The following is a 17812-nucleotide window of genomic DNA, read 5'->3' as shown; positions in this document are numbered from 1 at the left end:
CGATAGACTGGGACTGCCATGATCAAGACGAAAATTCAGACCATCGACCTGCGCGGTATTCAGCCTACCCGCGCCGAACTGCTGCAGCGGATCCCGCGTCCGATCGTCAAGATTGCCGTCGCGAGCGAAGCCGCCGAGCGGTTGATCAGTGAGGTTCGCCTCGAGGGTGAAAGCGCGCTGAAGCGGCACGCGGAAACATTCGACGGTGTTCGCGACGCGTCGATCGCCGTTGATCCCTCGGAGATCGCCGCGGCCGTGGCTGGACTCGACCCCGCCGTTCGCGCAGCACTCGATCGATCGATCGAACGCGTGCGAGCCGCAAGCGCCGCACAGCTCCCTGTCCCCGCCACAACGAGTTTTGGGCCGGGCGCGCAGGTTCACCAGCGCTGGCAGCCGGTCGAGCGCGTTGGTTTGTACGTACCGGGCGGTAAAGCGCCATTGGCCTCGAGCGTCGTCATGAACGTGGTTCCCGCCCAGGTGGCCGGCGTCCCCTCCATCGCACTTGCGTCACCAGCGCAGAAGGAATTCGGCGGACGTGTGCACCCGACAATCCTCGCCGCCGCCGGTCTTCTCGGCATTGACGAGGTGTACTCAATGGGCGGCGCGAGCGCTATCGGTGCGCTTGCCTACGGCGTCGAGTCACTCGGACTGCTGCCCGTCGACGTCGTCACCGGCCCTGGGAACATTTACGTCGCCGCGGCAAAGCGCCTTGTGCGCGGAGTGGTCGGTATTGACTCCGAAGCGGGGACAACCGAGATCCTGGTGATCGCGGATGCTGCCGCCAACCCTCGATACGTCGCCGCAGACCTGATCAGCCAGGCAGAGCATGACGAGGCCGCCGCGTCGCTCCTCGTCACTGACTCGGCCGAGTTCGCCGAGCTGGTTGCGCGCGAACTGGATGAGCTCGCCGCGGCCACAGCGAACTCAGCCCGGGTGATCGAGGCGCTCGGCGGCCAGCAGTCGGCGATTGTCCTCGTCGACGATATGCACGCCGCAGCACGGTTCAGCAACGCGTACGGGCCAGAGCACCTCGAAATCCAGACCGCGGACAACGAGGCGGTGCTCTCACTCATCTCCACGGCTGGCGCGATCTTCCTCGGACCGTTCTCTCCCGTCAGCCTCGGCGACTATCTCGCCGGGTCCAACCACGTCCTGCCGACCGGGGGGCAGGCCCGTTTCTCGTCCGGACTCGGCGCTTACACCTTCCTTCGCCCCCAGCAGGTGGTCGAGTACGGCCAGGCGGCGCTCGGCGACGTGGCTGAGAATGTGGTCGCGCTCAGCGGAGCTGAGGAGCTTCCCGCGCACGGCGAAGCAGTCACCGTTCGATTCTCATAGCGTCGACTCGCGTCGAAGCACCCGTCCAGCCGGAGTAGCCATCATGTTCTGTCCTTTCTGCCGCCATCCCGATTCCCGCGTCATCGACTCCCGCACCAGTGATGACGGGCTCTCCATCCGGCGGAGACGGCAGTGCCCGGAATGCGGCCGTCGCTTCAGCACAACCGAAACAGCGAGCCTCAACGTCATAAAGCGCAGCGGGGTCGTTGAGCCCTTCTCGCGCGACAAGGTCGTTTCGGGAGTGCGCAAGGCGTGCCAGGGCCGGCCGGTGACCGATTCCGACCTCGCCGTTCTGGCGCATAAGGTGGAGGAGTCGATCCGGCAGACCGGCACAAGCCAGATCGATGCCAACGAAATCGGCCTCGCCATTCTCACGCCGCTCCGGGAACTCGACGAGGTCGCCTACCTCCGCTTCGCCAGCGTCTACCAGGGGTTCGATTCGCTCGAGGATTTCGATGCCGCGATCGCGTTGCTCCGGGTTGAGCACGCATCCGACACTGCCGACGACGCTCGCGACGCCGTCGAGCGGTGACAGCGCCGACGATGTATCAGTTCTTCTTCCGTACTGTCCTCTCGAAACTCGACCCCGAGGTCGCCCACCACCTGGCATTCGACGCAATCCGGTTGCTCGGCAACCGGAGGGTGGCTGCTGCGCTCGGGCGCGCGACGGCGCCGAGCGCCGATCTCAGCGTGTCGACGCTCGGACTGACGTTTCCCACACCGTTCGGCGTTGCTGCGGGGTTCGACAAAGACGGCGAGGCCGTCCTTGGACTCGGGGCGCTCGGGTTCGGGCACGTCGAAGTCGGCACGCTCACGGCACACTCGCAACCGGGGAACCCGAAACCGCGCCTGTTCCGGCTCGTGCCGGATCGTGCGGTGATCAACCGGATGGGGTTCAACAACGGCGGCGCGGCTGAAGCCGCGGCGCGACTCGCACACGTGCGTCTGGCCAGGAACCGCCCGGTGCTCGGGGTGAACATCGGAAAGAGCCGCGTGGTGTCCGTCGACAACGCCGTCGCCGATTACCTGACGAGCACCAGGCTTCTGGCTCCGGTCGCGGATTACCTCGTCGTCAACGTCAGCTCGCCGAACACGCCGGGTCTTCGCGGACTTCAGGAGCTCGACAGGCTCGCGCCGCTGCTTGCCGCTGTCAAGACCGCCGCCGGTGCCACCCCCCTTCTCGTCAAGATCGCCCCTGACCTCAGCGACGAGGAGGTGACCCGGATCGCGGAACTCGTGGTCTCGACCGGCCTCGACGGCATCATTGCGACGAACACCACGATCTCTCGGGAGGGCCTCACGACGGACAGTGCGGTGGTCGAGGCCGCCGAGGCTGGCGGACTTTCCGGCGCTCCACTCGCGAAACGTTCACTCGAGGTGCTCCGCCTGATCCGGCGCGTCGTGCCTGACTCGATGTGCGTAATCTCGGTGGGAGGGGTCTTCACCGCGCGCGACGTCCAGGAGCGCATCGATGCCGGCGCAACCCTCGTCCAGGGCTACACGGCGTTCCTGTACCTCGGGCCGTTATGGGCGCGCCAGGTCAACCGGGGTCTTTCCGCACTCCGGGCCTAACGAAAAACCGCCCCACCGAGACGGTGAGGCGGTTTTCAATGGGTCAGGCTGGGTAGTCCCCGCGTTTGACCTGCGGCTTCGGAAGCCGAAGGACGCGCAGCTGCAGCGCGCGCATCCCGGCATACCAGCGCACGCCCCGTTCGACGTTGTCCGTACCGAACTTGGCGCGGAGCTTTTTGCGGATGACGGTGCCCATCCAGAAGCAGTCGATGAGGGCGATGAGGAAGAACGCCCAGAGCGCCAGCATCCCGTACACCTGAACGACCGGGGAGGGGATGAGCGTCAGGATGATCACGACGAACATCACGGGGATGAGGAACTCACCGATGTTGAAGCGGGCGTCGACGTAGTCTCGAACCCAGCGCTTCTGTACCCCCCGGTCTCTCTGCGGGAGATAACGCTCATCTCCTGCAGCCAGGCCGATCCTCGCCTTCTCGCGGGACTCCGCGAGTTTGGCGCGGGCTGCCAGCTTCGCTTCTTTGCGGTCGCCTGGCACGAGGGGGCGCTTGTTGAGGGCCTCCCGCTCCTTGCGCGTCGGCGTCGGCCTGCCCTTGCCAGCAGCGGCAATACGTTCCGCAGTCTGGTCGGGAGTTTCGATGATTGGCTCGGCTGTCGAGCGTGGTGTGTGTTTGGTCACTGTGGGTCCTAGCGCTGGATACCTCTTAAGATTACCTGCATGACCTCAGACTCCGAACACACGTCTACCACGCTCACAGCAATCGATGCAGATATTCACACCGCCGTCTCCGGAGGGATGCCGGCTGCGATCGCGGACCTCTCCGATCTTGTGCGCATTCCGAGTGTTTCCTGGGCAGCATTCGACCCTGCCCACGTGCGAGCGAGCGCGGAGGCGGTCGCAGCACTGGCCGAGGCGACGGGACTTTTCGACGTTGTCGAGGTCAAGCAGGCGCCGATCGATGACACGTCAGAACTCGGGCAGCCAGCGGTTCTCGCCACCCGGAAGGCACGAAACGGTGCTCCAACCGTCCTGCTCTATGCGCACCACGACGTCCAGCCTCCCGGCAAGGATGACGACTGGGACTCTAAGCCGTTCGAGCCGACGGTCAAGGGTGACAGGATCTATGGCCGAGGTGCCGCCGACGACAAGGCGGGAGTGATGGCCCACATCGCGTCGCTTCGCGCGCTCAAGGAGGTGCTCGGCTCGGACTTCGACCTCGGTCTCGCGCTGTTCATCGAGGGGGAGGAGGAGTTCGGTTCGCGCTCGTTCGCCAACTTCCTCACCGACAACCGTGGCGCCCTCACCGCCGACGCCATCGTCGTCGCCGACTCCAACAACTGGGATGAGGTGACCCCCGCGATCACGGTGGGCCTCCGCGGCAACGTCACCTTCCGCCTGACGGTGCGCACTCTCGAGCACGCCAGCCACTCCGGCATGTTCGGGGGAGCGGTGCCCGACGCGATGCTCGCGACCATCAAGCTCCTCGCCACCTTCTGGGACGAGTCAGGATCCGTCGCCGTCGACGGTCTCGAGAGCTACTCAGGCGAGACCCCCGAATACTCCGAGGCCCAAATGCGCGAAGAGACCGGCCTCTTGCCCGGCGTATCGCCCCTTGGAACCGGTACCATCCTCTCGCGGATCTGGAACCAGCCTTCGGTGACCGTCACGGGGATCGACGCGCCGAGCGTCGCCAACGCGTCGAACACCCTCTCGCCCGTCGTCTCGGTCAAGGTGAGCGCGAGAATCGCTCCGGGCCAGAATGCGACAGACGCAGAGCAGGCAATTCGCGCCCACATTGCGGCACACACCCCGTTCGGCGCTGAGGTCGAGATCGACGACGTCGACCTCGGCGACCCGTTCCTCGTCGACGGCTCCGGGGCCATCTTCGGCGAAGCGAAGCGGGCGATGAGGGACGCGTGGGGCACGGAAGCGGTCGAGCTCGGGGTCGGAGGGTCGATTCCGTTCATCGCGGACCTCGTGCGTGTGTTCCCCGCGGCCGAGATCCTGGTCACCGGAGTCGAGGATCCGCACTCGCGGGCACACAGCCCCAACGAGTCTCTCCACCTCGGCGTCTTCTCCCGGTCGGTGCTCGCGGAGGCCCTCCTGCTTGCCCGCCTGAACGCGGGTCCGCAGGCGGCTGGGCGCTGAGCCGCCCGAGCGAAACCGGTCGGATAACCCGGATGGTCCCCGTCACAGCGATTGCGCGGTTGCGGGGATTACACTGGGGCCAGATGTGTAACTACAGGTCAGTCCACTACCGAGGAGAGTCATGAGCGACACAACGCTGACATCCACCATGCCGCAGCCCGCCACCCACGGTGTAGGCCTCAGCGATACCGCTGCCGCCAAGGTGAGGAGCCTCCTCGAGCAGGAGGGCAGGGACGACCTTCGGTTGAGGGTCGCCGTCCAGCCCGGCGGCTGTTCCGGACTCATTTACCAGCTCTACTTCGACGAGCGCATGCTCGAGGGCGACGCGACAGTCGATTTCGGTGGCGTCGAAGTTATCGTCGACAAGATGAGCGTTCCGTATCTCGACGGCGCGTCGATCGACTTCGAGGACACCATCCAGAAGCAGGGATTCACCATCGATAACCCGAACGCCGGCGGAAGCTGCGCGTGTGGAGACAGCTTCCACTAGGCGAATATTCAGCAAATCGTGCAGGGGACACGCCACGTGTGGCGGGTCCCCTGCTTCTTTTAACCCGGGTCGACCGGCGGAATTCGCGGTACCACGGCCCAATTGGTCGAGAGCGGTGGCGTCAATCGGGCTAGACTGAAAGCTGAAATAACACTGTCATCGAAAGGTCCCAGGTGCGCTCGAATCGTCGACTCCGATGGGCTGCTATACCGGTTGCCATCACGCTTGCCGTGGTTCTGGCCGGCTGTACCCAGGCCGAACTTCACGGTTATCTTCCAGGATTTCTGGAGGGTGAACCGCCCGTAACAAACAACACAGAGCGTGTTGCCGGTCTGTGGGTGACCTCATGGATAGTCCTTCTCGGCGTTGGCCTTCTCACCTGGGGACTCACGCTCTGGGCAATCATCGTCTACCGCCGGCGCAAGGGCCAGACCGGCCTGCCGGTGCAGATGCGCTACAACATGCCGATCGAGATCTTCTACACGATCGTGCCGCTGATCCTCGTCCTCGGTTTCTTCGCGTTCACCGCGCGTGACCAGGAGATCATCGAGACTCAGTTCGAAAACCCGGACGTTGAAATCCAGGTCTTCGCCAAGCAGTGGGCGTGGGACTTCATCTACACGGATGCCGTTGACGGCGAAGATGTGTGGTCCGTTGGCATCCAGGCCCAGGAAGAAGAAGGTGCCCCAGCGGGCACCATCGACCAGGAGCAGCTGCCGACCCTGTACCTCCCCGTTGGCGCTGACGTCAAGATCGCGCTCGAATCGCGCGACGTCATCCACTCGTTCTGGGTCATCGACTTCCTTTACAAGAAGGACATGTTCCCCGGTGCAACCAACTACATGTCGATCACGCCGCAGCGTGAGGGAACCTACGCGGGCAAGTGCGCCGAGCTCTGTGGTGAATACCATTCGCTCATGCTCTTCAACGTCGAGGTCGTTGACCAGGAAACCTACGATGAGTACGTTCGCGGGCTCGCTGAAGAAGGCAACGTCGGCGACTACGGCTCCGAGTACGACAGAAACAGCAATCTGCCAGGCGTAGACGCGCCCGTCCGAGAAGGAGAGGGCGAATAATCATGGCTACTACTATTGAGCTTCCCGCCGGACAGGCACGGGTTGTCAACAGCACCCGCGTCGAGAAAAAGGGAAACGTCCTGGTCAACTGGATCACATCCACTGACCACAAGACGATCGGGTACATGTACCTGATCGCGTCCTTCGTGTTCTTCTGCATCGGCGGCGTGATGGCACTGATCATCCGCGCACAGCTCTTCGAACCGGGCCTCAACCTGCTCGAGACGAAGGAACAGTACAACCAGCTGTTCACGATGCACGGAACGATCATGCTCCTCATGTTCGCGACACCGCTCTTCGCCGGGTTCGCCAACGTGTTGATGCCCCTGCAGATCGGTGCACCGGATGTTGCGTTCCCGCGACTGAACGCCTTCGCGTTCTGGCTGTTCCTCTTCGGCAGCCTCCTCGCAATCGGTGGCTTCCTCACCCCGCAGGGTGCGGCATCCTTCGGCTGGTTCGCGTATGCACCGCTCTCGAGCACGACGTTCTCTCCCGGCGTCGGCGGGAACCTCTGGGTTCTCGGCCTCGCGCTCTCGGGTTTCGGAACGATCCTCGGTGGTGTGAACTTCATCACGACGATCATCACGATGCGTGCACCAGGCATGACGATGTTCCGGATGCCGATCTTCACCTGGAACACGCTCGTCACCTCACTCCTGGTGCTGATGGCGTTCCCGGTGCTCGCCGCTGCGTTGTTCGGCCTCGGTGCTGACCGCGTCTTCGACGCCCACGTGTACGACCCGGAAAACGGGGGAGTGATCCTCTGGCAGCACCTCTTCTGGTTCTTCGGCCACCCAGAGGTGTACATCATCGCGCTGCCGTTCTTCGGAATCGTCAGCGAGGTCTTCCCGGTCTTCAGCCGCAAGCCGATCTTCGGGTACAAGACTCTCGTCTACGCGACGATCTCGATCGCGGCGCTCTCGGTCACGGTGTGGGCTCACCACATGTACGTCACCGGCTCCGTCCTGTTGCCGTTCTTCTCGCTCATGACGATGCTCATCGCGGTTCCCACAGGTGTGAAGATCTTCAACTGGATCGGCACCATGTGGCGAGGTTCAGTGACATTCGAGACGCCCATGCTCTGGGCTATCGGCTTCCTCGTGACCTTCACCTTCGGTGGACTCACCGGCGTGATCCTTGCGTCGCCCCCGCTGGACTTCCACGTGTCTGACACCTACTTCGTTGTCGCCCACTTCCACTACGTCGTCTTCGGCACAGTGGTGTTCGCGATGTTCAGTGGGTTCTACTTCTGGTGGCCCAAGTGGACCGGAAAGATGCTCAACGAGAAGCTCGGTTACTGGCACTTCTGGTTGCTCTTCATCGGGTTCCACACCACGTTCCTGATCCAGCACTGGCTCGGCGTGATGGGTATGCCGCGACGCTACGCGACCTACTCACCGGAAGACGGTTTCACCTGGATGAACCAGCTGTCGACCGTTGGTGCCATGATCCTGGCACTCTCGATGCTGCCGTTCTTCCTCAACGTGTACATCACGGCCCGCAAGGCGCCGAAGGTCACCGTGAACGACCCGTGGGGATACGGTGGATCGCTCGAGTGGGCGACCTCCTGCCCGCCGCCCCGTCACAACTTCACGTCGATCCCGCGGATCCGCTCCGAGCGGCCCGCCTTCGACCTGAACCACCCCGAAGCGGGTATCCCGGTCGGTGTCGGTCCTGCCAAGGACGCACCAGATGCTCCGACCTATGACCGTTCAGAAGGTGAAGTGAAGTAATGAAGGCCAACGTCAACCTCTTCTGGATCCTCGCGGTATTCTTCGCGTTCATCACGGCCGTCTACGTGTACTGGAGCCTGACCGACCCGGGCTACGGCACCATTGAATGGGCGGGAACCACGGCGCTTGCGCTGTCGGCCATCCTGGCCACGTTCGTCGGTTTCTACCTCAGCCGGGTGCACCGTCACCAGGGCGGAGAGCTGCCGGAAGACACCCTGACCGCGAACATCGATGACGGTGACCCCGAACTCGGACACTTCGCTCCCTGGAGCTGGTGGCCGATCATCATGGCCGCCGGTGGCGCGCTGATGATGCTCGGTCTCTCGATCGGATTCTGGATCTCGTTCATCGCGGCTCCGCTTCTGCTCATCGCGATCGTCGGCTGGACCTACGAGTTCTACCGCGGCTTCCACGCCAGGTAGATAAGAGCGTTCTGCACTACGCAGAAGGGCCACACACAGAAATGTGTGTGGCCCTTTTTGCGTATCCGGAACAGGTTACTCCGTGACCGACGGCGCGTCTGCCGGTAGCCGGCGATACGTGAGAACGGTGACGGATGCCGTCACGCGGCGCATTGGGACCGGGACCCCGCCGGTCACCTCTGAAGCTCGGGGCGAGACCCCGGGATGCCCGGTTTCGCTGGACGGCGACGTCGTGTGGTGCGCCGATGGACCCATCCCGATGAGAGCGTCCAGATCGTCAGCCGTGAGCTGCATCTCGAACTCGACCCGCGTCCGGCTTTCCTCGCTGAACCAGGGCGACGCGGCATCCGTCAGGGCCTCTGGCTTGCCGTCAGGGATGCCGATGGCGCGGCCCTCTGCCCGAACCTCCTGCAGGTGACGTGTGGTGGGCACGACCGCAACCAGGAAGCCGTCGGCGTCGAGGACGCGCGCGAACTCAGGGAGGTTGCGGGGCGCGAACACGCTGAGAATACCGGCGAGTGAATCGCTGAGAAACGGGAGCGGCTGCCACACGTCGAGCACGACCCCACCCGCCGACGGAACGGCGCGCACGGCCATCCGGACGGCGAAGGGCGAGAGGTCAGCAGCGACGGGCAGGACGTTGTTCGTTCCGGCAGCCACAAGGCCGGCTGCAGCTGCGGAGAGGTAGAAGCCCGTGCCACACCCCAGCTCGGCGAGACGGGGCAGCCAGGGGGTGCCAGTGCCCGTCGCGGCCGGGGCGGTGGGGTCGATGGAGCGCGACTCCCACGCCCGGGCGGTGGCGGAGGCGACGGCATCCGCGATGGGATCGTACGCACCGGTCTCAAAGAACCGGGCGCGGGCGTCGAGCATCGATTGGCTGTCGCCGGTGACCCGGGTGGATGGCGGCAGCAACGAGACGTAGCCCCGTTTGTTGACGTCGAACCGATGACCGTCGTCACACCCGATCACGAGGTGATCGACGGGGGACAGGCGGCACTCTTCTGCGCGCTGGGAAAAGCAGAACGGGCAACGAAGCCCCTCCGCCAGATGTCGGAGGGTCAACGTTGCCCGTTCGTGAGTAGTGATTTAGTGCTGGTCCCCGTGCGATGACTCGATTTCGGTCCTCGACACTGGTGCGATGCGATCTTCGAAGAACCAGCGGGAGAACCCGGCGCGGACCTTCTGGGCGACGGTGATCTTGCCGCGAGCGTTCGGGCGGATCATGAGCGGCTGGTAGTCGTCGTAGCTCACGAGCTTCCAGCGCTCGTAATCGGACACCGGCTCGTGAACCTCGATGTACTCGCCACCGGGCAGGCGAACGATGCGACCGGACTCGAAGCCGTGCAGCGCGATCTCGCGGTCCTTCTTCTGAAGGCCGAGGCAGATCCGTTTGGCGACGAAGTAAGCGATAACCGGACCCAGGAAGAGCAGCACCTGGAGTGTGCGGATGACGCCCTCCATCGTGACGTGGAAGTGCGTCGCGATGATGTCCGAGCTTGCCGCAGCCCAGAGGACCGCGTAGAACGTCACACCCGCTGCGCCGATGGCGGTGCGGGTAGCGGCGTTGCGGGGACGGTCGAGGATGTGGTGCTCGCGCTTGTCGCCGGTGATCCACGCTTCGAGGAACGGGTAGAGCATGACGGCGACGATAAAGATGCCGATGACCGCGAGCGGCAGCAGGATTCCGAACGAGAAGGTGTGATCGAACAGCACCAGGTCCATGTTCGACGGAGCGAGTCGCAACCCACCGTCGGCGAAGCCGATGTACCAGTCAGGCTGGGTTCCAGCGGAGACGGGTGACGGGTCATACGGGCCGTAGTTCCAGATCGGGTTGATCGTGAAGAGCGACGCGATGAGCATGACGACACCGAAGACGATGAAGAAGAACCCACCGGCCTTGGCGGCGTAAACCGGAAGGACCGGGAATCCGACGACGTTCTGCTCGGTGCGACCAGGACCGGAGTACTGGGTGTGCTTGTGCACGACGACGAACAGCAGGTGCAGTGCGATGAACGCGAGGACCATCGCGGGAAGCAGCAGGATGTGGAGCGAGTACAGGCGGCCGACGATGTCGGTGCCGGGGAACTCTCCACCGAACAGCAGGTACGACGTCCAGGTTCCGATCAGCGGGATGCCCTTGACCATGCCGTCGATGATCCGGAGACCGTTACCGGACAGCAGGTCGTCCGGCAGCGAGTACCCGGTGAATCCTTCGGCCATCGCGAGGATGAAGAGAACGAAGCCGATGACCCAGTTGAGCTCACGCGGCTTGCGGAACGCACCGGTGAAGAAGATGCGCAGCATGTGCAGGCCGATGGACGCCACGAACAGCAGAGCGGCCCAGTGGTGTACCTGACGCATCAGGAGGCCACCGCGGATGTCGAAGGAGAGGTCGAGGGTCGACGCCATTGCGGCGCTCATCTCGACACCCTTCAACGGGACGTACGAGCCCTCGTAGTGGACCTCGGCCATCGATGCCTGGAAAAAGAAGGTGAGGAATGTGCCGGACAGCAGGATGATGACAAAGCTGTAAAGCGCGACTTCACCGAGCAGGAACGACCAGTGGTCAGGGAAGATCTTGCGACCGAGCTCCTTGACGGCTGTCGAGATGCTCGTGCGTTCGTCGAGATAGTTGGAAGCTGCGGCAGTGAAACCGCCTGACTTCCTGGCTGGTGCCTTTTCAGTGTCGGCCGGGGCCGTGACGGTGTTCAATGACGCTCCCAGAAACTTGGGCCAACAGGTTCGTGGAAGTCGCTCTGTGCGATGAGGTAGCCCTCGTCGTCAACAGCGATCGGAAGCTGCGGAAGGGGACGGGCGGCCGGACCGAAGATCACGGCGCAGTGGTTGGTGACGTCGAACTGCGACTGGTGGCAGGGGCAGAGCAGGTTGTGCGTCTGCTGCTCGTACAGTGCGACGGGGCAGCCAACGTGGGTGCAGACCTTGGAGTACGCGACGATGCCGTCGTACGACCAGTCTTTCTTGTCTTCAGCCTCGTGGAGGTCTTCCGGCTTCAGACGCATCAGGAGAACAATGGCTTTCGCCTTCTCCTCGAGGTATCCCTCGCTGTGCCCGACGCTGGCGAGCGACTCGGGAATCACGTGGAAGACAGAGCCGACTGTGACGTCGGCAGCCTTGATCGGCAGACCCGACGGGTCGCTGGCGAGGCGGTCGCCCTCTTTCCACATGGTGTGCTCGAGGAGCGTGACGGGGTTCTGACCCTCGGGAGCAAGCCCGCGGAACAGGACGACGGCCGGGAGCGGGAACGCGACGAGCGCTCCGATGAGGCTGTTCCGGATGAGCGAGCGCCGGCCGAAACCGGATTCTTCATTCGCTTCCTGGAAGATCTCAACGGCACGTGCCCGCGTCTCGTCTGAACCGCGCACGGGGTGACGGACGTCGATACCCTCGTGGTCGGCCATGAGCGCCTTGCCCCAGTGAACCGCTCCGATACCGAGCGCGAGCAGTGCCAGCGCGAGTCCGAGACCGATGAAGAGGTTGTTGAGACGAACCGATTCGAGGTTTTCGGGTTCGATGGGGAACATCATGTAGGCGGCAATCGCCCAGATGCTTCCCGCTACCGACAGGTAGAAGAGGGTGTAGACGGTTCGTTCCGCCTGCTTTTCCTTCTTGGGGTCAAGATCCGTTACTCGCGGCCGGTGCGGGGGAAACCCCGGATTGGCGATCGCGTCCGTGGCCACAACCGCCGTACCGACGGCAGTTTCAGTGCCGTGGCCGTGGTCTGACGAGTCGGCAGCGGCGAGTTCCGTGCCGCTGTTACCGTCCTGTGCCATTGTGCTCCTTCGTAGTTCTGCGCAAAGTCATTGCTGTGTTGCTTAGTTTGAACGCGCCGTGATCCATACGGTCAACGCGACGATTGTCCCGAGACCGAAGATCCAGATGAAGAGTCCTTCAGCAACAGGGCCGAGGCTTCCCAGGGCGTTTCCGCCGACGGTGGAATTTTCCTCGGTGAATTTGAGCGCAGTGATGATGTCGCGCTTGTCCTCCGGGGTGAGGTTCGCGTCATTGAATACCGGCATGTTCTGCGGGCCGGTCACCATGGCTTCGTAAATGTAAACGGGGTCAACACCGGTTAGGGGAGGGGCGTACTTGCCCTGGGTCAGTGCTCCACCCGCGCCGGCAACGTTGTGGCACATTGCGCAGTTGATCCGGAAGAGCTCGGCTCCGTTGGCGGCGTCGCCATCGGCGTGCAGGAGGTCCTCGTCAGGGATGCCGGGGCCGGGGCCCGTCGTCGCAACATACTTCGCGAGGGCGAGAGTCTGCTCTTCGGTGAACTGTGGTGGCTTCTGAGGGGCCTGCGGGCCCTGCTGCTGCAGGGGCATCCGACCGGTTCCGACCTGGAAGTCGACCGATGCTGCGCCGACGCCGATGAGGCTCGGAGCGGCATCGGTGCCCTCGAGGGCAAGGCCGTGGCAGCTTGCGCAGTTGGCGTCGAAGAGTTTCTTTCCCTCTTCCACCGTCGCTGCGGTTGCAGCGTGCGACGGTTCCGCGCTTGCCGTTGTCGTCGAGAACGCGGCGTACGCGCCCCCGGTGAACAGGAGGCCTGCGGCGATGAGCGCTGTGGTCGCCAGTGGAGAGCGGCGCCCTGTGTTCCGGCCCTTGCGGGGGGAGCTGGTGTGAGTCCTAAACATTCGCGTGAGGTCTTCCGGTTCTATTGCAGTACGTAAATGACGAAGAAGAGGCCGATCCAGACCACGTCGACGAAGTGCCAGTAGTACGAGACCACGATGGCGCTAGTGGCTTCCTTGTGGCCGAACGTCTTGACGGCGAATGCGCGACCGATGACGAGCAGGAACGCGATGAGTCCGCCTGTGACGTGCAGACCGTGGAATCCGGTTGTGAGGTAGAACGCCGAGCCGTACGCGTTCGACGAGAGCGAGACGCCCTCACTGACGAGCGTGGCGTACTCGAAGATCTGGCCGGCGACGAAGATTGCGCCGAGTGCGTAGGTGAGGAAGAACCACTCGACCATTCCCCACTGGGACGGCTTCGGTCCGACCGATCGCGGCCGCATCCGTTCAGCGGCGAACACCCCGAACTGGCAGGTGAAACTCGACGCCACGAGGATGATCGTGTTCGTCGTCGAGAACGGAATATTCAGGAGCGCTGTCTCGCTCTCCCACAGCTCTGGCGAAACAGAACGAAGGGTGAAATAAATGGCAAACAGGCCGGCGAAGAACATTACTTCGCTGCCGAGCCACACAATGGTGCCAACGGCTACAGGGTTCGGCCTGTTGATCTTTTGGGCTTTCGCCGCGTAGTTCAATGAGGTGCTCGTCACCGTTCCATTATGGCCGATATCCGGGCGGCTGTTTCGCATTCGGAGCCTCTGCGCGGGAAGTCGTTAGTTAGGGGGACCTTACTTTTCGCCGGGAAAGTGCCGTGAATTCGCGTCGGTCGGGGTGCTCGGTAGGCTGGGAGTCATGTCTGATTCCGTCACCTGGCCGCACCTCCTCTCGACATTGCTTAACGGCGACGACCTGAGTGTCGCGGAGGCGACGTGGGCAATGGATGGCGTGATCAGAGGGACGGCGAGTCCCGCGCAAATCGCCGGGTTCCTGGTTGCGCTCCGCGCCAAGGGGGAGTCGGTCAACGAGATCGTCGGGTTCCGGGATGCCATCCTCGAACAGGCCGTTCCGCTTCCGGTCAACTCCATGGCGCTCGACATCGTTGGGACCGGCGGTGACCGCTTCGGCACAGTGAACATCTCGACGATGGCCTGTGTCGTTGTGGCCTCAGCGGGAGTGCCAGTGATCAAGCACGGCAACCGCGCCGTCAGCAGCGTGTCCGGCGCCAGTGACGTGCTCTCGGCCCTCGGGATCGACCTCACCCGCACGGCCGACCAGGTGGCATCCTCACTGCAGGACACGGGGATCACCTTCGCGTTCGCCTCTGCGTTCCACCCGGGTTTCCGTCACGCGGCGCCGGTCAGGGCAGCCCTGGGCATCCCGACGGTGTTCAATATCCTCGGACCGCTGTGCAATCCTGCCCGCCCCGAAGCATCCGCTGTCGGCGTCGCCCAGCTGGATCGGGTGCCCCTGTTTGTCGGCGTGTTCCAGACCAGGGGAGCGACGGCGCTCGTCTTCCGCGGTGACGATGGGCTCGATGAGCTCACGACCACCGGGCACTCGCACATCTGGGAAGTCAGTCGTGGCCTCGTGACGGAACACGATCTCGACCCGCGTGATCTCGGCATCCCTCTCGTCAAGATGTCGGAACTGGTCGGTGGCGACCCTGAGCACAACGCCGGTGTTGTCCGCCGCGTGCTCTCCGGTGAGAAAGGCGCCGTTCGCGATATCGTGCTGCTCAACGCCGCTGCCGGCCTCGTTGCTTACCGTCTCGCCGAGGACCCCACGCAGATGCAGGTTTCCATTCTCGACAGGTTTGCGGAACAGATGGAGGTGGCGCGGGATGCGCTCGACTCGGGGCGCGCTGCGGCAAAGCTCGACGAGTGGGTTGCGGCCACCTCGGCCGGCGCTACCGGGGCCTGATGCCCCTTACCTCGCTGGCTCTTCGGGGCTAGGTTGAGCTTCAGGCCGGTCGGCCCCACCGTCCGGCGATCGAAGCAGCTCTTTTGCGTCCTATTTGTCACCTGGAGAGATTTCAATGAAGAAGCTCATCAACGACCCGAAGAATGTCGTTACCGAAGCGGTCGCCGGTTTCGCTGCCGCCCACTCGGATATCGTGCGCGCGTCGGAAGACCCCATGTTCGTCGTCCGCGCGGACGCGCCTGTGACCGGAAAAGTCGGCCTCGTTTCCGGCGGCGGAAGTGGTCACGAGCCGCTCCACGCCGGGTTCGTCGGCTTTGGAATGCTCGACGCCGCCGTCCCTGGCCCGGTTTTCACTTCGCCGACCCCCGACCCCATTGTTGCTGCCACGCACGCGGTGGACGGCGGGTCCGGAGTGCTTCACATCGTGAAGAACTACACGGGCGACGTCCTTAATTTCGAAACTGCCGCTGATCTGGCCGCGGCAGACGGCGTCGAGGTGCGGAGCGTGATCGTCAACGATGACGTCGCCGTACAGGACTCGCTCTATACCGCCGGTCGTCGCGGTGTGGCAGGGACCGTCCTGATCGAGAAGATCGCGGGAGCAGCTGCCCAGCGCGGCGATGCGCTCGACGACGTCGCTGCGGTGGCCGAGCGGGTCAACGCGAACGTGAGGTCAATGGGCGTCGCATTGACGCCGTGCGTCGTGCCGCACGCCGGAGAACCGAGCTTCGAACTGGCGGAAGACGAGATCGAGATCGGGATCGGCATTCACGGCGAGCCGGGCAGGGAGAGGATCAAACTCGAACCGGCTGACGGTATCGTGGACCGTCTGCTCGGGCCGATTATCGACGACGGCGGTTTCGCCACTGGCGACAGAGTGCTCCTGCTCGTGAACGGAATGGGCGGGACTCCACTTGTCGAGCTGTACATCGTGTACCGGCACGCGGCTGAGGTGCTCGCTGGCAGGGGGATCGAGGTTACGAGATCGCTCGTCGGCAACTACACGACATCGCTGGAGATGCAGGGCTGTTCGCTGTCCGTGCTCAGGCTCGACGACGAGCTCACCGAGTTGTGGGACGCCCCTGTCCAGACCGCGGCGCTCCGCTGGGGCCGCTGACCCCGCATCATCCGGGTCGCCGCAGCTGCGCCGGCCGGCAACCGACTGAAAGGAACGACATGGCTCTGGGAACCCCGTGGGCGATCAACTGGATTCGAGCAAGCGCGGCAGTTATTGCCGAGCACCGCGCCGAGTTGATCACGCTGGATCGCGACATCGGCGACGGTGACCACGGCGAGAACATGGACAGGGGGTTCGCCGCTGTCCTCTCAAAACTCGACGACCTCCCCGCCGAAGCCACTCCGGGAGACGTGCTGAAGCTCGTGGCGACGACGCTCATCTCCACGGTGGGAGGAGCATCAGGTCCGCTGTTCGGGACCGCGTACCTCAAGGCGGCCGGCGCTGTCGGGTCCGTCCCCGAGCTTGATTCCGCTGCCATCGTCTCGCTGCTGCGGGCTGCGCGTGATGGCATTGTCCTCCGTGGCAAAGCGGATGTCGGTGACAAGACCATGATCGATGCCTGGACGCCGGCCGTTGACGCCGCAGCGGCCGCGGCGGCCGAGGGACAGGACGAAGCTGGCGTTCTCCTCGCCGCCGCGGATGCTGCAGAAAGCGGTGCAGAAGCGACGGAGCCGCTCGTCGCCCGCAAGGGCCGGGCAAGCTACCTGGGCGAGCGTGCCATCGGCCACCGCGATCCTGGCGCGCAGTCGACCGCCCTCCTCCTCCGGGCCGCCGCGACAACAGCTGCAGCGTCGACGGAGACTACGTCGTGACCGTCGGGCTCGTTTTCGTCTCACACAGCACACTGATCGCCAACGGCCTCGTGCAACTCGCGGGTCAGATGGCGCCGGACGTGTCCCTCGTTCCGGCCGGCGGCACCGACGACGACGGAATCGGAACGAGTTTCGACAGAATCACCGCGGCCATCTCACGGGCGGACTCGGGTGGCGGAGTGGCGATCCTCTGCGATCTCGGCTCGGCTATCCTCACCGCAGAGACAGCGCTCGACTTCCTCGACGACGCACAGCGGGCATCCGTTCGCATCATCGACGCTCCTCTCGTTGAGGGAGGGGTTGCTGCCGCTGTCGCCGCCCAGACCGGGGCGGACATCGACGGCGTCGCGGCTGCCGCCCGATCGGCCGTCGACGTCTTTGTTGCTTCCTCGCCTGCCCGGAACCAGGACGTTGACGTCGAGAGTCCCGCTCCTGCCGGGCCGGCTCATGACGGCGAGACTCACGGGGGTTACTCCCGCTCGGTGACGATCATTAATCGTGACGGGCTGCACGCACGCCCGGCGGCCGACTTCGTCAAGCTCGCCAGCACCTTTGACACACCGGTCACCGTCAACGGCAGGGACGCGAAAAGCCTCCTCGCGATCATGGCGCTCGGTCTTCAGAAGGGAAAGAGCGCCGAGATCGCCACTGCGGATCCAGCCGGACGGGATGCCGTCGATGCACTCGCGGACCTCGTGGAATCCGGTTTCGGCGAGTCCTGATTCGCAACGCGCGACG

Annotated in this window: 18 protein-coding genes; 12 read left to right on the top strand and 6 right to left on the bottom strand. The window is 64.0% G+C overall.

Annotation, left to right across the window (positions count from 1 at the left end; genetic code table 11):
• Positions 1 to 18: 18 nt before the first annotated feature.
• From hisD to AC1C2M_RS05345, 3 genes are read left to right on the top strand one after another with little or no spacing between them, the layout of a single operon-like run.
• The gene (gene hisD / locus AC1C2M_RS05355) at positions 19 to 1335 is read left to right on the top strand and encodes a histidinol dehydrogenase (protein ID WP_495435478.1); all 1317 of its coding nucleotides are present in this window, start codon (positions 19 to 21) and stop codon (positions 1333 to 1335) included.
• Between the two features lie 43 nt (positions 1336 to 1378).
• On the top strand, positions 1379 to 1867 hold the full coding sequence (gene nrdR, locus AC1C2M_RS05350; protein ID WP_495435477.1) for a transcriptional regulator NrdR: 489 nt from the start codon (positions 1379 to 1381) through the stop codon (positions 1865 to 1867).
• 11 nt (positions 1868 to 1878) lie between these two features.
• Positions 1879 to 2907, top strand: a complete 1029-nt coding sequence (locus tag AC1C2M_RS05345; protein WP_495435476.1) for a quinone-dependent dihydroorotate dehydrogenase — start codon at positions 1879 to 1881, stop codon at positions 2905 to 2907.
• A 43-nt stretch (positions 2908 to 2950) separates the two neighbouring features.
• On the opposite strand, the gene AC1C2M_RS05340 is transcribed toward AC1C2M_RS05345, so the two are convergent.
• Positions 2951 to 3544, bottom strand: a complete 594-nt coding sequence (locus tag AC1C2M_RS05340; RefSeq protein WP_495433913.1) for a DUF3043 domain-containing protein — start codon at positions 3542 to 3544, stop codon at positions 2951 to 2953.
• 39 nt (positions 3545 to 3583) lie between these two features.
• Between AC1C2M_RS05340 and AC1C2M_RS05335 the strand changes: the two genes are divergently transcribed.
• From AC1C2M_RS05335 to AC1C2M_RS05315, 5 genes are all read left to right on the top strand, one after another.
• Positions 3584 to 5014, top strand: coding sequence for a dipeptidase (locus AC1C2M_RS05335; protein ID WP_495435475.1), 1431 nt, complete (start codon positions 3584 to 3586; stop codon positions 5012 to 5014).
• Positions 5015 to 5135: 121 nt separating this feature from the next.
• Positions 5136 to 5504, top strand: coding sequence for a HesB/IscA family protein (locus tag AC1C2M_RS05330; protein ID WP_483404029.1), 369 nt, complete (start codon positions 5136 to 5138; stop codon positions 5502 to 5504).
• Positions 5505 to 5677: 173 nt separating this feature from the next.
• Positions 5678 to 6580, top strand: a complete 903-nt coding sequence (gene ctaC, locus AC1C2M_RS05325) for an aa3-type cytochrome oxidase subunit II (protein ID WP_108390892.1) — start codon at positions 5678 to 5680, stop codon at positions 6578 to 6580.
• 2 nt (positions 6581 to 6582) lie between these two features.
• Positions 6583 to 8313 (top strand): aa3-type cytochrome oxidase subunit I, encoded by a 1731-nt coding sequence (gene ctaD / locus AC1C2M_RS05320; protein ID WP_108390893.1) that lies wholly within the window; start codon positions 6583 to 6585, stop codon positions 8311 to 8313.
• Positions 8313 to 8735, top strand: coding sequence for a cytochrome c oxidase subunit 4 (locus AC1C2M_RS05315; RefSeq protein WP_483404030.1), 423 nt, complete (start codon positions 8313 to 8315; stop codon positions 8733 to 8735). The genes ctaD and AC1C2M_RS05315 overlap by 1 nt, the downstream gene beginning before the upstream one ends.
• 75 nt (positions 8736 to 8810) lie before the next feature.
• Here AC1C2M_RS05315 and AC1C2M_RS05310 read toward each other — a convergent pair whose 3' ends face one another.
• The 5 genes from AC1C2M_RS05310 to ctaE all read right to left on the bottom strand — a co-directional run bounded on the left by AC1C2M_RS05310 (position 8811) and on the right by ctaE (position 14073).
• A complete protein-coding gene (locus AC1C2M_RS05310) occupies positions 8811 to 9704 on the bottom strand; it encodes a class I SAM-dependent methyltransferase (protein ID WP_495435474.1) in 894 nt (297 codons plus the stop codon).
• Positions 9705 to 9821: 117 nt separating this feature from the next.
• Positions 9822 to 11447, bottom strand: a complete 1626-nt coding sequence (gene qcrB, locus AC1C2M_RS05305) for a cytochrome bc1 complex cytochrome b subunit (RefSeq protein ID WP_483404032.1) — start codon at positions 11445 to 11447, stop codon at positions 9822 to 9824.
• Positions 11444 to 12526, bottom strand: coding sequence for a cytochrome bc1 complex Rieske iron-sulfur subunit (gene qcrA, locus AC1C2M_RS05300; RefSeq protein ID WP_483404033.1), 1083 nt, complete (start codon positions 12524 to 12526; stop codon positions 11444 to 11446). Before qcrA ends, qcrB begins: the two co-directional genes overlap by 4 nt.
• 42 nt (positions 12527 to 12568) lie before the next feature.
• Entirely contained in the window at positions 12569 to 13384 is an 816-nt protein-coding gene (gene qcrC / locus AC1C2M_RS05295) for a cytochrome bc1 complex diheme cytochrome c subunit (RefSeq protein WP_483404034.1), read from the bottom strand.
• A gap of 20 nt (positions 13385 to 13404) precedes the next feature.
• Positions 13405 to 14073, bottom strand: coding sequence for an aa3-type cytochrome oxidase subunit III (gene ctaE / locus AC1C2M_RS05290; RefSeq protein ID WP_108390899.1), 669 nt, complete (start codon positions 14071 to 14073; stop codon positions 13405 to 13407).
• A 103-nt stretch (positions 14074 to 14176) separates the two neighbouring features.
• Here ctaE and trpD point away from each other — a divergent pair, with 103 nt between their 5' ends.
• From trpD to dhaM, 4 genes are all read left to right on the top strand, one after another.
• Complete coding sequence (trpD, locus tag AC1C2M_RS05285; protein ID WP_495433916.1) at positions 14177 to 15244, top strand: anthranilate phosphoribosyltransferase; 1068 nt, start codon at positions 14177 to 14179, stop codon at positions 15242 to 15244.
• Positions 15245 to 15359: 115 nt separating this feature from the next.
• Positions 15360 to 16361: a dihydroxyacetone kinase subunit DhaK gene (gene dhaK, locus AC1C2M_RS05280; RefSeq protein ID WP_495435473.1), complete on the top strand. Its 1002-nt coding sequence runs from the start codon at positions 15360 to 15362 to the stop codon at positions 16359 to 16361.
• A 59-nt stretch (positions 16362 to 16420) separates the two neighbouring features.
• Complete coding sequence (gene dhaL / locus AC1C2M_RS05275; protein ID WP_495435472.1) at positions 16421 to 17074, top strand: dihydroxyacetone kinase subunit DhaL; 654 nt, start codon at positions 16421 to 16423, stop codon at positions 17072 to 17074.
• The gene (dhaM, locus tag AC1C2M_RS05270; protein WP_495435471.1) at positions 17071 to 17796 is read left to right on the top strand and encodes a dihydroxyacetone kinase phosphoryl donor subunit DhaM; all 726 of its coding nucleotides are present in this window, start codon (positions 17071 to 17073) and stop codon (positions 17794 to 17796) included. Before dhaL ends, dhaM begins: the two co-directional genes overlap by 4 nt.
• Positions 17797 to 17812: the final 16 nt, after the last annotated feature.

The sequence above is a fragment of the Mycetocola sp. Y444 genome (genome assembly GCF_059445295.1).
Note: the sequence above shows the minus strand (reverse complement) of the source record. Positions and strands in the feature narration are given on the sequence as shown.

Bases quoted from the DNA above. Each gene is read 5' to 3' on its own strand.
- hisD (WP_495435478.1), top strand. From the start codon at position 19: ATGATCAAGACGAAAATTCAGACCATCGACCTGCGCGGTATTCAGCCT.
- nrdR (WP_495435477.1), top strand. From the start codon at position 1,379: ATGTTCTGTCCTTTCTGCCGCCATCCCGATTCCCGCGTCATCGACTCC.
- AC1C2M_RS05345 (WP_495435476.1), top strand. From the start codon at position 1,879: ATGTATCAGTTCTTCTTCCGTACTGTCCTCTCGAAACTCGACCCCGAG.
- AC1C2M_RS05335 (WP_495435475.1), top strand. From the start codon at position 3,584: ATGACCTCAGACTCCGAACACACGTCTACCACGCTCACAGCAATCGAT.
- AC1C2M_RS05330 (WP_483404029.1), top strand. From the start codon at position 5,136: ATGAGCGACACAACGCTGACATCCACCATGCCGCAGCCCGCCACCCAC.
- ctaD (WP_108390893.1), top strand. From the start codon at position 6,583: ATGGCTACTACTATTGAGCTTCCCGCCGGACAGGCACGGGTTGTCAAC.
- AC1C2M_RS05315 (WP_483404030.1), top strand. From the start codon at position 8,313: ATGAAGGCCAACGTCAACCTCTTCTGGATCCTCGCGGTATTCTTCGCG.
- qcrA (WP_483404033.1), bottom strand. From the start codon at position 12,526: ATGGCACAGGACGGTAACAGCGGCACGGAACTCGCCGCTGCCGACTCG.
- qcrC (WP_483404034.1), bottom strand. From the start codon at position 13,384: ATGTTTAGGACTCACACCAGCTCCCCCCGCAAGGGCCGGAACACAGGG.
- ctaE (WP_108390899.1), bottom strand. From the start codon at position 14,073: ATGCGAAACAGCCGCCCGGATATCGGCCATAATGGAACGGTGACGAGC.
- trpD (WP_495433916.1), top strand. From the start codon at position 14,177: ATGTCTGATTCCGTCACCTGGCCGCACCTCCTCTCGACATTGCTTAAC.
- dhaK (WP_495435473.1), top strand. From the start codon at position 15,360: ATGAAGAAGCTCATCAACGACCCGAAGAATGTCGTTACCGAAGCGGTC.
- dhaL (WP_495435472.1), top strand. From the start codon at position 16,421: ATGGCTCTGGGAACCCCGTGGGCGATCAACTGGATTCGAGCAAGCGCG.